Origin of the sequence: Polynucleobacter sp. KF022 (genome assembly GCF_027924105.1) — a bacterium.
In the GTDB taxonomy this organism is placed as follows: Bacteria; Pseudomonadota; Gammaproteobacteria; order Burkholderiales; family Burkholderiaceae; genus Polynucleobacter.
In genome coordinates this window covers 756,075-769,740 of the sequence record NZ_AP026972.1, presented here as the reverse complement: position 1 = coordinate 769,740, position 13,666 = coordinate 756,075, and the positions used below count along the sequence as shown (strand labels likewise).

The window sequence follows — 13,666 nt, the reverse complement described above, 5'->3', positions numbered from 1 at the left end:
TTCCCACTACCTCATAACGAAATCACTCCATCGTGAATCCCATTCCACCTTTAGTGCGCAAACTTGGTTATGCCGGCCTCATTCCTTTTGTTGGCTTGGCTTTAATGGTGCAACTTGCACCAACGCCAATGAACTACTTGAGTGCTGAATCATTAGCTGGTTATGGGGCTGTCATCACTTCATTTATGGGGGCCTTACATTGGGGTGCTAATTTGCACCTCTTAGGCAAAGCACCCGCTGGTGATCGCTGGGAAGACCGTAATGCTTGGATCTGGGGCGTTATTCCAGCTCTGGTTGCATGGGTTGCACTTCATATTTATATCCCTGTGGGTCTACTCATCCTTGCCTCCACTCTGATTATTCAGCGCAATATTGATCAGAATACTTATCAATATTATTTTTCTGATGACGCTACTCGCGCAGCATTTATGACGATGCGTAATCGCTTAACCTATATTGCCGCTGCATGCCTAACCTGGGCATCTTTAGTGATTCTTTTTATTCAAGCATGATGCAATGAGCAGTCTTTTTGATAGTACTCCGCCCCCACCCTTGGCGGAAGCGCTGCGCCCAAAAACGATTGAAGAAGTCATTGGGCAAACGCATTTATTAACCAGCGGCAAACCCCTTAACCTAGCATTTGCCTCGGGCAAGCCACACTCCATGATTTTGTGGGGGCCCCCGGGTGTTGGCAAGACAACATTGGCACGTCTCTCAGCAAAAGCATTCGATCGAGAGTTCATAGCGATTTCTGCAGTTCTTGCTGGAGTCAAAGAAATCCGCGAGGCTATTGAGCAAGCACAACAGAACATGGCTCAGTATGGCAAGCAAACGATTTTGTTTGTAGATGAGATTCATCGCTTCAATAAGAGCCAGCAAGATGCCCTGCTACCCCACGTGGAATCAGGTTTATTTACCTTTATTGGCGCCACTACCGAGAACCCTTCCTTCGAAGTGAACTCCGCACTCTTGTCGCGAGCTCAGGTGTATGTATTGAAGTCACTCACTCCAGAGGAGTTGAAATTACTCTTTGATCGTGCGCGCCAACATGCAATGCCTGATGTGCAATTTGAATCTGCCGCCATTGACACGCTCATCTCCAACGCTGATGGCGATGCAAGGCGTCTATTAAATCTGGTTGAACAAGTACGTAATGCGGCACTCACGCCAAATGCTGAACTCAAGAACGTCGATCAGCAATTTATTGAAAATGCCCTCAGCGCTCAAGCGCGACGTTTTGATAAGGGTGGCGATCACTTCTACAATCAAATCTCTGCACTACACAAATCTGTTCGTGGCTCCAATCCTGATGCAGCCTTGTATTGGTTTTGCCGCATGCTCGATGGTGGAGCAGATCCCCGCTATCTAGCGCGTCGCATTATTCGCATGGCATGGGAAGATATTGGCTTAGCAGATCCAAGAGCAATGCAATTAGCCAATGATGCTGCGCAAACCTTTGAAAGACTCGGTTCACCTGAGGGTGAGCTTGCGCTTGGCCAAGCGGTGGTTTATCTTGCCGTTGCCTCCAAGAGCAATGCCAGCTACAACGCCTTTAATGCGGCAAGAGCTTTTGTCGCACAAGACCAATCCAGAGGCGTGCCAAATCATTTGCGTAATGCCCCAACTAAGTTAATGAAAGAGCTTGGTCATGGCAAAGAATATCGCTACGCCCACGATGAACCTCATGGCTATGCTGCCGGCGAATCATACTTACCTGAGGGCATGAAAGAGCCGCATTGGTATGAGCCAGTTGAGCGTGGTCTGGAGTCTCAGATTAAAGAAAAGTTAGCTTTCTTAAAAAAACTCGATGACGAGCACAAGAAAAAGTAATTTGATATGAGTACCAAAACTCCAGCGACTTTCTATTACGATATTGTTTCTCCATTTGCTTATCTGTACATCAAGCAAAGACAGCGTCTCGAAGGTAAGCTAGATATCAAACCCGTTCCGATTCTATTAGGCGGCCTACTTCGCGCTGCTGAAAATAAGGGTCCTGGTGAGGTTGCAGCTAAACGTCCCCATACTTATCAGTTCTGCGTATGGCAAACAGAGAAGCTAGGCATCCCTTTTCGCTTTCCGGAACATCATCCGTTTATGACGGTTGCAGCACAACGTCTTCTAGTTGAGAAGAATGCTGACTGGACAATGGTTGAGCGCGCATTTGATTATGTGTGGGTAGAAGGCAGAGATCCCAATCTATCTTGGCCGGAGTTTTGTACCTACTTAGGTCTACCTATAGATACCCCTAAACCTGAAAGCCCAGAGGTAAAGGCAAAACTCATTGCCAATACCAATCAAGCAAAATCGGATGGCGCTTTTGGAGTTCCCGCTCTGGTTGTTAATCAACACTGCTTTTGGGGTGTCGACACTATTGATTGGGTTTTGGATTACCTTGCCAGGCCAGGCATGTTTGGCGAAGCCTCGTACGCATATGCTGGCAATGTCCCCAATGGTCTGAGTTAAGGGCATCACTCCATTTACCCGCCCCGCGGTATTGAGCAATACAATCAACTCAAGTCATTTTTATCTTGTTTAAGGAGTTCATATGCGTAAGTTATTCGCCGCCCTCGTTGTTGCAGTTGCCTGCCTCTCCAGTCAAGTGGCATTTGCTGGACCAAAGGTGGAATTTAAAACAACTATGGGTAATTTTGTGGTGGAGTTAGATGACGTTAAAGCGCCTAAGACCACTGCCAATTTTTTAAACTATGTGAAGAGTGGTTTTTATAACGGCACCATCTTCCATCGCGTAATTGATGGTTTCATGATCCAAGGTGGTGGCTTTACTGCAGATCTAAATCAAAAACCAACCAATGCTCCAGTCGTTTCCGAGGCACAAAACGGTTTAAAAAACAATGTCTACACGATTGCGATGGCCCGTACATCCGATCCTGATTCAGCCACTTCCCAGTTTTTTATTAACGTTAAGGACAATACAGGTTTAGATTATCCAAATGCAATGGGCAATGGCTATACCGTGTTTGGTAAAGTCATCTCCGGCACACAAACAATTGATGCCATTCGCAAGATCCCAACCATGGTTGCACCAGCGCCACGTATGGGCAGAATGGCTGATGTCCCAAGTCAGACTGTCACTATCGAATCTGCCACGATTCTGAAGTAATCAGGCGTTATTAGGCAAGCCGCAATGATTTTGCTCGATGATGCGCAAAGTACTGCGGCCTCACCTACCAGTCGCCTCTATGAAAATGCGCTCCACTACTGGCGCGTACTTCCTAGTGGCGATAACGCTGTAGATTTATCCGCCACCCAGAATTGTCTTTCTGAAATCTCTGAATCTCTCGCTAGAGGTGAATATGTTGTCGCTGCTTTTGCTTATGAATTAGGCAGACAAATTCATCGCCTCCCTCAGAGATCCAAGCCACCCAAGAATCCCCATCCTTTAATTGAAGCCTGGTCTTTCTCGAGCTTCACAAAACTCTCAAAACAGGATGTAGATAACTATATTGAGAAAAAACTGGCATTACTTGGTGATTCTAAGCGCTGCTCTGGCGTCATCAATGTACAAGAGTCTATATCCGAAGATCGCTTTAATACCGATATAGCTGCGATTCAGGAATATATCCGCAGTGGTGATAGCTACCAAATTAATCACACCTATCGCATTAAGGGTGAAACCTATGGGGCGCCTTTAGCCTTATATAGTCGCCTGCGAGATAGGCAGCCAGGGAGATTTGGCGCTTATATAGAGTATGAAGGTAACTTTCTGCTGTCTCAGTCCCCAGAACTTTTTATTGCACGCGATGGCGATACTTTAAAAGCCATGCCCATGAAAGGCACTGCCAGCGCTTTATCTGCGGTTGCCAGCGCTTTATCTGATGACCCCAAGAATCAAGCGGAGAACGTCATGATTGTTGACTTACTGCGCAACGATCTCAGTCGCGTCTCTTTACCGGGATCGGTAATCGTACCCAATTTATTTGAAGTTGCAAGACATGGTGATGTCTTGCAGATGACCTCCACCGTGCAAGGTCAGATCAGACCTGACGTTGGTCTATTTGATATTTTTAAAGCTGTTTTTCCATGCGGCTCTGTTACTGGCGCCCCCAAAAAGCGCAGCATGGAGATTATTCAAGAGCTTGAACCCGAAGATCGCGGTTACTACTGTGGCGCCCTGGGTTGGCTCGACCCGAATGGTAACTTTGCTTTTAGCGTACCCATTCGTACTGTTGAAATTGCTGTGGATCGTCAGTCGCATGCCTCCTCCTTTACCTTGGGAATAGGTGCCGGCATTACCAATGACTCGAATACCAAGGAAGAATGGCAGGAATGTCATATTAAATCTGCTTTTCTGATGGATCTTCCCAGTGCTACAGGCTTATTTGAAACGATTGCTGTGGTGCATGGTGAGCCGCAGAGACTTCAATCACACTTACAGCGCATACAAGCATCTGCGTTTGCTTTAAGAATTTCCTTTGAAATTGCGACTGCAGAAAAGTTGATTCTGGAGGCTTGTACGTCTTTTGATAAAAACTTGTCGCATCGCTTAAGACTCGATCTCGCAGCCAATGGAGAGCTATCCGTTTCAAGCGCCGTCATTCATCAGACAAATGAACCAGTCAAAATCTTCTGGGCTAAAGACATCTTGCCTGGTGATGTAACGATGCATTCTGGGGATGTATTACTACGTCACAAAATTAGCAATCGATCACTATATGATCAAGCATGGCAGGAGGCAGTCAAGTTGGGTGGCTTTGATGCCCTCTTTTACAATGAGCAAGGCTTTGTGACAGAGGGTGGTAGGACTAGCATTTTTGTTAAATCTCAAGATAGCTCAGAATGGCTTACGCCACCTGTCTCCGCCGGTCTTTTGCCTGGTGTCATGCGTGCCGCTTTGCTTGCTGATCCCAAAATGAATGCCCGTGAAGCCAACCTGACTATTAATGATGTTTCAATGGCGGATGAGATTATTCTTAGTAATGCCCTCCGCGGTGCCATCAAAGCCCATTTTTAGAGAGTCAGTATGAAGTATTGCCCTAACTGTGCCGCTGTATTGACAATCAAAATTCCGGCCGATGATTCTCGTGAACGCCATGTATGTGAAGCATGTGGCAGCATTCACTATCAAAATCCTCGTAATGTAGTAGGTAGCATTCCGGTATATGGCCAGCAAGTACTTTTATGTCGCAGAGCAATTGAACCTCGTCATGGATATTGGACTCTTCCCGCGGGGTTTATGGAACTTGGCGAAAGCACAAGTCATGGAGCTGCTCGCGAAACACTGGAAGAGGCTGGTGCTGTTGTCGAAATTGGACCGCTCTACTCCCTACTGAATGTGCCGCATGCTGAGCAAGTCCATCTTTTCTATTTAGCGACGATGAGCACTCCAGAGTTTTCAGCTGGCGAAGAGAGTCTTGAGGTGGCCCTTTTTCATGAACACGAGATTCCCTGGGAAGATTTAGCTTTCCCTACGGTGAAGCAGACCCTTGAGTGGTTTTTTGCAGACCGCGCCGCAGGTAACTTAGTTGCTGGCAAAGAACTTCATGTGCGCAGTCGTGATGTCTTGCCATCCGAGAGAATTTAAAGAGTCGACATGGGTCAGATTGCCTGGCTAGGGCCACACGACCCTTTTCCAAACCCCCTACTGGAGGCTGATCCGGATCCTAGTGTTCCTGGATTGATTGCGGTCAGTGAGCAAATATATCCAGGTCAACTCGCACGCGCCTATCAACAAGGCATTTTTCCCTGGTACTCCGACAATCAACCAGTTTTATGGTGGTCACCAGATCCGAGAATGGTTCTCAAGCCTAAAGACTTTAAATGCAGCGAGTCTTTACGAAAAATTATTCGCCTCTTTTGTCAAGACGCCCACTCCCAAATAGCAGTTGATGCAGATTTTGGCGCAGTCATCCGTTCTTGTGCAACGAGTGCCCGTAAAGATCAAGATGGCACCTGGATCACCCATGAAATTATGGATGCCTACACCGCATTACATGAGCAAGGTAATGCCCACAGTATTGCTGTAATGGAGAATGGACAGCTGATGGGTGGGCTTTATTGCGTCTCTTTTGGGGCCATGGTTTTTGGTGAGTCCATGTTTAGTCGCAAGACCAATGCCTCCAAAATCGCCTTGGCAGCCCTAAGCGCTTGGTGCTTGAAAAATGGGGTACACATGATTGACTGTCAACAAGAGACGGCCCACCTCCATTCCCTGGGCGCCGCACCCATTCCTCGGCAAGTCTTTTTAGAGCAACTGCAAATATCTTTAAATCAAACTAAGATTGATAAATCTTGGACTTTTGATAAAACTATCCTGCATCACTGGCTATGACCCAGCTTAAAGAACTTCCTTTAACTACACTGCAGTTTTATGCGACTGCTCCCTACGCTTGTAGCTACCTACCAAACAGGACAGCTCGCTCACAAGTAGCCACGCCATCACATTTGATACATGCAGATGTGTACAGTGATTTATTGAATGCTGGCTTTAGGCGAAGCGGTCTATATACCTATCGACCTTATTGTGATGAATGCAGAGCCTGTGTTGCGACACGTATTTTGGTGAATGAATTTATACCCTCACGTAGTCAGCGTCGTGCCCAGAAGAAACACGCTGGCCTCGAAGCCTCCGTATTAAATCTAGGCTACCAAGAAGAGCATTACCAACTCTATCAGCGCTATCAACATGAACGTCATGAAGGTGGCGATATGGATAGCGATGATCAAGATCAGTATATGCAATTTTTATTACAAAGTCGGGTGAACTCGCGCATTGTTGAGTTTCGAGATGGCCCTCATGATCCACATCCGGGTCGATTACGCATGGTCAGCATGATTGATATTTTGGAACAAGGCATTTCTTCGGTTTACACCTTCTATGACACCTCAAGCCATTCAGCAAGCTATGGCAGCTACAGCATCCTATGGCAGATCGAGCAAGCACGCGCCTTAGGCTTACCCTACCTCTACCTGGGGTACTACATCAAAGAAAGCAACAAGATGTCGTACAAAGTGAAGTATCAGCCAATGGAAGGTTTAATCGACGATCATTGGCAACTGCTCTCTGAGTCATAATATCTACCCATGATCGATCGTTATTCTCTTTTGCGCCCTTGGCTTTTTTGTCTAGATCCTGAGAAGGCACATAACCTCACCTTAAGCAATATGGATCGCGCGCAGCGCTGGGGATTATTAGAGCGTTTGGTTACCAAGCCAATCAATGATCCACAAATGCTATGTGGCATCGAGTTTCCAAACCCTGTTGGTCTGGCTGCCGGCTTAGATAAAGACGGCAAACACATTGATGCGCTTGCTGCATTAGGATTTGGGTTCTTAGAGATTGGTACCGTCACTCCACGCCCACAGCCAGGCAATCCTAAGCCAAGAATGTTTCGCTTACCAGAAGCGCAGGCCATCATCAATCGTATGGGCTTTAATAACGATGGCGTTGATGCCTGTGTAAGCAGAGTACGGCGCTCTAAATTTTGGCAAAGCGGTGGTGTTCTTGGCATGAATATCGGCAAGAATGCCAGCACTCCAATTGAAGAGGCCTCTCGTGATTATGTCTTGGCGATGGAAGCTGTTTACGAAATTGCCACTTACATTACTGTCAATATCTCTTCTCCAAATACTCAAAATCTACGTGCCTTACAGGGCGAAGAAATGCTACGTGAATTATTAGGAAGTTTGGATGAAGCCAGAAAACGTTTATGCGATCGCTACGGCGTACGTAAACCACTCTTCCTCAAGATTGCGCCGGACTTGGATCATGGCGATATCAATCTGATTGCCGACCTTCTTCTGGAGTTTGGTATCGATGCAGTCATTGCTACCAACACGACCATCTCCCGTGATGCAGTCAAAGGCATGGAGTTTGGCGAAGAAGCTGGCGGCCTATCTGGAGCACCTGTTCGTAATGCCTCCAATATCGTGATCAAAGTATTAAAAGCACGATTGGGCAATCAAATACCGATTATTGGCGTGGGTGGAATCCTGTCCGGCGCCGATGCCCGAGAAAAGATCATGGCAGGCGCTAGCCTAGTCCAGTTGTACAGTGGCTTGATCTATCGAGGTCCAGATTTAGTCAATGAGTGCGCTGCCGCCCTAAGACAGCCCTAATACCGTCTTAGACAGTCCTAAGTGGGTGTTTTTCCATTGCTAGGCCTATAAAATGGGATTTCATAATATGCAATTTGATATGAAATCGCTACAATAAGCCCTATGAGCACTAGCAAAACTATCAAAACCTCTAAATCTACCGGTGAGGTTGGCAAAACTGCCATCCAGGTGGTGGAGCGCATGATGAATTTGCTGGATGCGTTGGCCGATCAAGAGGACACTAGTAGCCTCAAAAATCTTGCTGAATTAACTGGCTTGCACCCCTCTACTGCCCACCGCATTTTGAATGACATGGTCGCCTGCCGATTGGTGGAACGCGGTGATGGCGGCACTTACCGTCTTGGTTTAAAACTCTTAGAGCTTGGCAATTTAGTCAAAGCCAGATTGTCAGTACGTGAAGCAGCGCAACTCCCAATGCGCACCCTGCATAAGCTCACCGGAGAAACAGTCAACTTATCGGTACGCCAAGGTGATGAGATTGTTTATGTAGATCGAGCTTATAGCGAACGCTCAGGCATGCAAGTCGTTCGCGCGATTGGTGGACGCGCACCCTTGCACCTGACCTCGGTTGGAAAACTCTTTTTAGCTAGCGATGATCCCAGCCAGGTTCGTGCATATGTCACGCGCACTGGTTTATCTGGACACACTCGTAACAGTATTACGGAATTAGGCAAACTCGAAGCTGAACTCAATCAAGTTCGTAAAGTAGGTAACGCTCGTGATGATGAAGAATTAGAGTTGGGCGTGAGCTGTTTAGCAGCCGCTATTTTGGATGACACAGGAAAATTAGTTGCCGGCCTCTCCTTAAGCGCACCAACCGATCGTATTCAGGCGGACTGGCTGCGCGCTCTACAAGAAACTGCCCTACAGATCTCCAAGGGCATGGGCTTTAAACCCAAATCTGCCGAACCAGGCAGCACAAACTAGTCTTACATTAAGCGACGAATTGGCTGTGCCCCAGAAGGCATGCGCTCATACCAATCGCGGACACGCACAGCATCAGCAAAGCGCGATTGTGTTCCAACAGAATCCAAGAAAACCAATAACAACGGTGTGTTATTCACTCTTGCCTGCATCACCAAACATTTACCAGCGGCATTAATAAAGCCGGTTTTTTGCAGGCCGATATTCATATCACCAGAGCGCACTAGGCGATTGGTATTCAAGAATTTCTGCGGACGTTTTGCAATCACCATGGTCAAATCTGGCCAGGTTGAAAACTCACGAATCGTTTTGTATTGGTATGCTGCATTGAGCATGCGTGTCAGATCTTCTGCTGAAGCAACGTTCTCACTCATCAAGCCAGTTGGATCAGCAAAATGAGAGTGATCCATACCAAGCTCTTTGGCTTTGCGATTCATGGCGCCTACAAATGATGAAACGCCACCAGGATAATTTCTACCTAAGGTATATGCAGCACGGTTCTCAGAGGACATCAAAGCCAATAACAGGGCTTCCTCGCGAGTTAAAACAGTACCGCCAGCCAAACGTGAAGAGCGATAACTTTGTACATCCTCAGAATTAATGACCAAGGTTTCATCTAAGGGCATATGAGAATCTAATACCACCATCGCTGTCATTAACTTGGTAATAGAAGCGATTGGCAAACTAACTGAAGGGTTCTTTTCAAAATACACTTCTTTGGTATCTTGATTGACTACCATTGCCACGCTGGATTTAAGATTGAGCTCATCGTGTTGTCCGCGTAAGCCTAATGCCGTTGCAAGAGACGGTCTTGCAGGAATAACGGGCTCCGATGAACGTGTCACTGTTACACGAACTGTTTTGGGTTTCTTGGCAGCCTTATTGCTTGTCTTGGTAGCGGCTTTAGCACTTGTTTTGGTTTGCTGTTTATCTTTATTGGCAGCAATTGCAGGCGCATTCGCTAAAGCGCCAACTGCAAAAAATACCGCTACGGCAAAGAGCCAAAATCGATTCAAACGCATCCCAAAATACCTTCCAAAACTTTCAACATACGGAATGATAATTAATTTCCTAAGACAAGGCAGTTTTATTCGCCCCAATCTAGGCATTTCATTCACCAAAATTAATACTAGCCAGTATCCTTACTCTGCAATTGTTGCTACGGTATTAGCCTGACGTGCATTTACCAGCACCACGCCCGTCATCGTTAGGCATAAACCAACGGCCATCAACAAGGTAAATGGCTCATCAAACAACAGCCAAGCCATTGCTGCAGTAGTCGGCGGCACTAAATAGAGAAAGCTGGTGACTTTAGTAGCGGCCCCCTTGCGAATCATCATGAACAACAAACTGATTGATCCTATTGATAAGGGGAAGATAGCCCAGAGCAACGCTCCAACAACAGAGGGATTCCAGACCATCTCGCCTGATTCAAACAAATACATACAAATAAAGCACAGCACCGCTGAAACACCGAATTGAATAGAGGAGCCGGCACGTAGATCGAATACTGGGCAATATTTCTTCTGATACAAAGTGCCAAAAGTAATCGAGAGCAGTCCAGAAAATGCGAGCGCATAACTCGCCAAAGGAATATGCATAAAACCAATCTTTTCAGCCACCACTAAGGCAACACCAGCAAAACCAAAACCCAAGCCAATCCACTGACGCGGCGATACCTTCTCCGAAATCCAAGCGGCAAACCAGGCTGTCACAATTGGCTGAAGCCCAACAATAATGGCCACCAAACCTGCAGTCATTCCCAGTCTGACGGCAAACCATACGCCCAGCAAATAACCAAACTGAAGCAGGATGCCGGCAACGGCGATATGCTTGATTTGAGGCCAACTAGGCCAAGTGATTCTCCATACCAAGCTAAGCGCTGTCATTGCCCCTAAAACGCCTGCAAATCGCCAAAACAAAAAGGTTGCTGGTTCAACGTAAGGCATCGCTAAACGTGCAATCACGAAACCCGTACTCCAAATGAGTACAAATATCGGCGCAATTGCGTTGTCTAGCGTAAGCTTCATGGGTAACTTGCTGAAAATATTAGGATTTTTTACTCAATCCATGATTTTAGGCGCTTTTACCCAACTACCCCATTTATATCCAAGAATGGGAAAATATGTTGCAACGCAACATATATGCCATATAATTTGCCAAAGAGAGTACATTAGGTGAACGCCTAAAGACAAAATCAAGCCACAAATCAAACGCAAACGGAAAGAGACTGAAATGAACCTAACTCCAGAACAACTTGCAGCAGCACAAAAAGCGAACTTAGAGACTTTGAGCGGATTGACCAATCAAGCCCTGCAAAGCATTGAAAAATTAGTAGAACTTAATATGCATATTGCTAAGCAAAGCTTGAGCGATAGCATGAATAGCGCTAAAAAAGCATTGGAAGTAAAAGACATTCAGCAATTGCTTGCTCATCAAGCTGAAGCTGTACAGCCAATGGCAGAAAAAATTATGGCTTATAGCCGTCACTTATACGAGTTAGCGCACGAGACTCAAAACAGCTTTACTAAATCTGCTGAAAAAGAATTTCAAGCAGGCCAAAAGAAAATCAATTCTTTGGTAGAAGAGTGGACTAAGAATGCGCCTGCAGGATCTGATGCAGCTGTTCAAGCCATGAAGCAAGCTATTGCTTCTGCGAACAATGTATTTGAGACTAGTCAGAAGGCTGTAAAGCATGCAGTTGAAGTTGCTCAAACCAATCTCAATAGCGCTACAGAAACTGTATTAAAGGCTGCTGATACTGTTAGCAAAACCGCGAAGAAGAAGTAAATTACCGCAGAGCACTCTGTAATGCAAAAGCCCCGATCACTCGGGGCTTTTTTCTTGCGTAATTTCTTCTACGCGTTCTTTTAGGATTTCTTTTTTACTGGTGGCAGATCAGTGCAATGGCCATGGGCTGCCTCAGCTGCAAGACCCACTGATTCACCAAGGGTTGGATGTGGATGAATTGTTTTACCAATATCTACCGCATCAGCACCCATCTCAATTGCCAGACACACTTCACCGATCAAATCACCGGCATGTGTACCAACAATACCGCCACCAATAATGCGATGGGTAGTTGCATCAAAAATGAGTTTTGTGAAACCCTCATCGCGTCCGTTAGCAATCGCGCGTCCACTAGCCGCCCATGGGAATAAACCCTTCTCATAAGCAATACCTTGAGCTTTGCACTGCTCTTCCGTTAAGCCAGCCCAAGCCACTTCGGGATCTGTGTAGGCAACCGATGGAATTTGCTTCGCATCGAAGTAAGACTTCTCACCAGCAGCAGCTTCAGCAGCAACGTGACCTTCGTGCACCGCTTTGTGAGCCAACATCGGTTGACCTACTAAGTCGCCAATCGCAAAGATATTGGCGACATTGGTACGCATTTGCTTATCCACCGGAATAAATCCGCGCTCATCGACCTGCACACCCGCTTTACCGGCATCTATCTTCTTGCCATTTGGAGTACGGCCCACTGCAACTAATACCAAGTCATAAGTTTGTGGTTGAGCAGGAGCGTTCTCGCCTTCGAAACTCACTTGAATGCCGTCAGGCTTCACTTCTGCTTTAGCAGCACGGGTCTTGAGCATGATTTTTTCAAAACGACCGGCATTAAATTTCTCCCAGACTTTTTCCAAATCACGATCAGCACCAGCCATAAGGCCATCCATCATCTCTGTAATATCAATGCGTGAACCTAGTGTGCTGTAGACCGTAGCCATCTCTAAGCCAATAATGCCGCCGCCGATGACCAGCATGCGCTTTGGAATACTTTTGAGCAATAAGGCGCCAGTACTATCAACGATCCGTGGATCTTCAGGCAAGAAAGGTAACTTCACTGGCTGACTACCAGCAGCAATGATGGCTTTCTGAAAGCGGACTACTTCTTTTTTACCAGTGAGATCTTGTCCAGTACCGTCGGTTAGCTCAACCTCGACATGGTTTGCGTCTAAGAACTTACCTAGGCCGCGCACTACTTTTACTTTGCGAGCCTTGGCCATTCCAGCAAGACCGCCAGTTAACTTAGCAATCACAGATTCTTTGTAACCACGCAACTGATCTATCTCAATCTTCGGAGCACCAAAAGTAATACCGTGCTTCGCCATAGTCTTGACTTCGTCCATGACTGAAGTCGTATGGAGCAATGCCTTCGAGGGAATGCAGCCTACGTTCAAACAAACGCCGCCCAACGTTGGGTAACGCTCTACTAGAACAGTATTCATGCCTAGGTCAGCACTACGAAACGCTGCGCTATAACCGCCAGGGCCGGCACCCAAAACCAATACTTCGCATTCGTGATCAACTTTGCCACTGTATTGACCAGCAATCGGAGCTGCTGTCATGACTGGTGCAGCTGGGGCCGCTGGTGCGGCAGATTTTGCTGCTGGAGCTGGTTGAGGTGCAGGTGCTGCACCGCTAGCTTCAATCTCCATGATCACAGAACCCTTGCTGACCTTATCGCCGAGCTTGACTGCAATACTGGTGACAGTGCCCGCAGCATCTGCTGGCACTTCCATAGTTGCCTTATCTGATTCAAGGACTAATAAAGGCTGCTCTTTTTCGATTACATCACCAACCTTAACCAGCACTTCAATAACAGGCACATCGGAATAGTCGCCAATATCCGGAACGAGGATTGTTTGCTTAGCCATGAATTCCC

At 46.6% G+C, this 13,666-nt stretch carries 14 protein-coding genes; 11 read left to right on the top strand and 3 right to left on the bottom strand.

Annotated elements, in window-relative coordinates:
• Positions 1-32 precede the first annotated feature (32 nt).
• The 10 genes from PKF022_RS03995 to PKF022_RS03950 all read left to right on the top strand — a co-directional run bounded on the left by PKF022_RS03995 (position 33) and on the right by PKF022_RS03950 (position 9,003).
• Positions 33-512 (top strand): DUF3429 domain-containing protein, encoded by a 480-nt coding sequence (locus PKF022_RS03995; RefSeq protein WP_281777315.1) that lies wholly within the window; start codon positions 33-35, stop codon positions 510-512.
• A gap of 4 nt (positions 513-516) precedes the next feature.
• Positions 517-1,830 (top strand): replication-associated recombination protein A, encoded by a 1,314-nt coding sequence (locus tag PKF022_RS03990; RefSeq protein WP_281777314.1) that lies wholly within the window; start codon positions 517-519, stop codon positions 1,828-1,830.
• 6 nt (positions 1,831-1,836) lie between these two features.
• The gene (locus PKF022_RS03985; protein WP_281777313.1) at positions 1,837-2,463 is read left to right on the top strand and encodes a DsbA family protein; all 627 of its coding nucleotides are present in this window, start codon (positions 1,837-1,839) and stop codon (positions 2,461-2,463) included.
• Positions 2,464-2,545: 82 nt separating this feature from the next.
• Entirely contained in the window at positions 2,546-3,121 is a 576-nt protein-coding gene (locus PKF022_RS03980) for a peptidylprolyl isomerase (RefSeq protein WP_281777312.1), read from the top strand.
• 24 nt (positions 3,122-3,145) lie between these two features.
• Positions 3,146-4,972: a bifunctional anthranilate synthase component I family protein/class IV aminotransferase gene (locus PKF022_RS03975; protein WP_281777311.1), complete on the top strand. Its 1,827-nt coding sequence runs from the start codon at positions 3,146-3,148 to the stop codon at positions 4,970-4,972.
• A gap of 9 nt (positions 4,973-4,981) precedes the next feature.
• Positions 4,982-5,542 (top strand): NUDIX hydrolase, encoded by a 561-nt coding sequence (locus PKF022_RS03970; protein ID WP_281777310.1) that lies wholly within the window; start codon positions 4,982-4,984, stop codon positions 5,540-5,542.
• 9 nt (positions 5,543-5,551) lie between these two features.
• Positions 5,552-6,289, top strand: a complete 738-nt coding sequence (gene aat, locus PKF022_RS03965; protein WP_281777309.1) for a leucyl/phenylalanyl-tRNA--protein transferase — start codon at positions 5,552-5,554, stop codon at positions 6,287-6,289.
• The gene (locus PKF022_RS03960) at positions 6,286-7,032 is read left to right on the top strand and encodes an arginyltransferase (protein WP_281777308.1); all 747 of its coding nucleotides are present in this window, start codon (positions 6,286-6,288) and stop codon (positions 7,030-7,032) included. Before aat ends, PKF022_RS03960 begins: the two co-directional genes overlap by 4 nt.
• A gap of 9 nt (positions 7,033-7,041) precedes the next feature.
• A complete protein-coding gene (locus PKF022_RS03955; RefSeq protein WP_281777307.1) occupies positions 7,042-8,076 on the top strand; it encodes a quinone-dependent dihydroorotate dehydrogenase in 1,035 nt (344 codons plus the stop codon).
• A 102-nt stretch (positions 8,077-8,178) separates the two neighbouring features.
• The gene (locus tag PKF022_RS03950; protein WP_281777306.1) at positions 8,179-9,003 is read left to right on the top strand and encodes an IclR family transcriptional regulator; all 825 of its coding nucleotides are present in this window, start codon (positions 8,179-8,181) and stop codon (positions 9,001-9,003) included.
• 2 nt (positions 9,004-9,005) lie between these two features.
• Here the strand turns inward: PKF022_RS03950 and PKF022_RS03945 are convergent, their stop codons facing one another.
• Together PKF022_RS03945 and PKF022_RS03940 are read right to left on the bottom strand one after the other, a co-directional pair.
• Positions 9,006-10,022, bottom strand: a complete 1,017-nt coding sequence (locus PKF022_RS03945) for a serine hydrolase (protein WP_281777305.1) — start codon at positions 10,020-10,022, stop codon at positions 9,006-9,008.
• A 120-nt stretch (positions 10,023-10,142) separates the two neighbouring features.
• The gene (locus PKF022_RS03940) at positions 10,143-11,030 is read right to left on the bottom strand and encodes a DMT family transporter (RefSeq protein ID WP_281777304.1); all 888 of its coding nucleotides are present in this window, start codon (positions 11,028-11,030) and stop codon (positions 10,143-10,145) included.
• 205 nt (positions 11,031-11,235) lie between these two features.
• On the opposite strand from PKF022_RS03940, the gene PKF022_RS03935 reads away from it, so the two are divergent.
• A complete protein-coding gene (locus tag PKF022_RS03935; protein ID WP_281777303.1) occupies positions 11,236-11,790 on the top strand; it encodes a phasin family protein in 555 nt (184 codons plus the stop codon).
• An 80-nt stretch (positions 11,791-11,870) separates the two neighbouring features.
• Here the strand turns inward: PKF022_RS03935 and lpdA are convergent, their stop codons facing one another.
• The gene (lpdA, locus tag PKF022_RS03930) at positions 11,871-13,658 is read right to left on the bottom strand and encodes a dihydrolipoyl dehydrogenase (protein ID WP_281777302.1); all 1,788 of its coding nucleotides are present in this window, start codon (positions 13,656-13,658) and stop codon (positions 11,871-11,873) included.
• Positions 13,659-13,666: the final 8 nt, after the last annotated feature.

What these genes read in the sequence shown, in the direction of transcription:
- PKF022_RS03970 (WP_281777310.1), top strand. Translation starts at nt 4,982, where the DNA reads ATGAAGTATTGCCCTAACTGTGCCGCTGTATTGACAATCAAAATTCCG.
- PKF022_RS03940 (WP_281777304.1), bottom strand. Translation starts at nt 11,030, where the DNA reads ATGAAGCTTACGCTAGACAACGCAATTGCGCCGATATTTGTACTCATT.
- lpdA (WP_281777302.1), bottom strand. Translation starts at nt 13,658, where the DNA reads ATGGCTAAGCAAACAATCCTCGTTCCGGATATTGGCGACTATTCCGAT.
- PKF022_RS03935 (WP_281777303.1), top strand. Translation starts at nt 11,236, where the DNA reads ATGAACCTAACTCCAGAACAACTTGCAGCAGCACAAAAAGCGAACTTA.
- PKF022_RS03945 (WP_281777305.1), bottom strand. Translation starts at nt 10,022, where the DNA reads ATGCGTTTGAATCGATTTTGGCTCTTTGCCGTAGCGGTATTTTTTGCA.
- PKF022_RS03985 (WP_281777313.1), top strand. Translation starts at nt 1,837, where the DNA reads ATGAGTACCAAAACTCCAGCGACTTTCTATTACGATATTGTTTCTCCA.
- PKF022_RS03980 (WP_281777312.1), top strand. Translation starts at nt 2,546, where the DNA reads ATGCGTAAGTTATTCGCCGCCCTCGTTGTTGCAGTTGCCTGCCTCTCC.
- PKF022_RS03955 (WP_281777307.1), top strand. Translation starts at nt 7,042, where the DNA reads ATGATCGATCGTTATTCTCTTTTGCGCCCTTGGCTTTTTTGTCTAGAT.
- PKF022_RS03960 (WP_281777308.1), top strand. Translation starts at nt 6,286, where the DNA reads ATGACCCAGCTTAAAGAACTTCCTTTAACTACACTGCAGTTTTATGCG.
- PKF022_RS03990 (WP_281777314.1), top strand. Translation starts at nt 517, where the DNA reads ATGAGCAGTCTTTTTGATAGTACTCCGCCCCCACCCTTGGCGGAAGCG.
- aat (WP_281777309.1), top strand. Translation starts at nt 5,552, where the DNA reads ATGGGTCAGATTGCCTGGCTAGGGCCACACGACCCTTTTCCAAACCCC.
- PKF022_RS03950 (WP_281777306.1), top strand. Translation starts at nt 8,179, where the DNA reads ATGAGCACTAGCAAAACTATCAAAACCTCTAAATCTACCGGTGAGGTT.
- PKF022_RS03975 (WP_281777311.1), top strand. Translation starts at nt 3,146, where the DNA reads ATGATTTTGCTCGATGATGCGCAAAGTACTGCGGCCTCACCTACCAGT.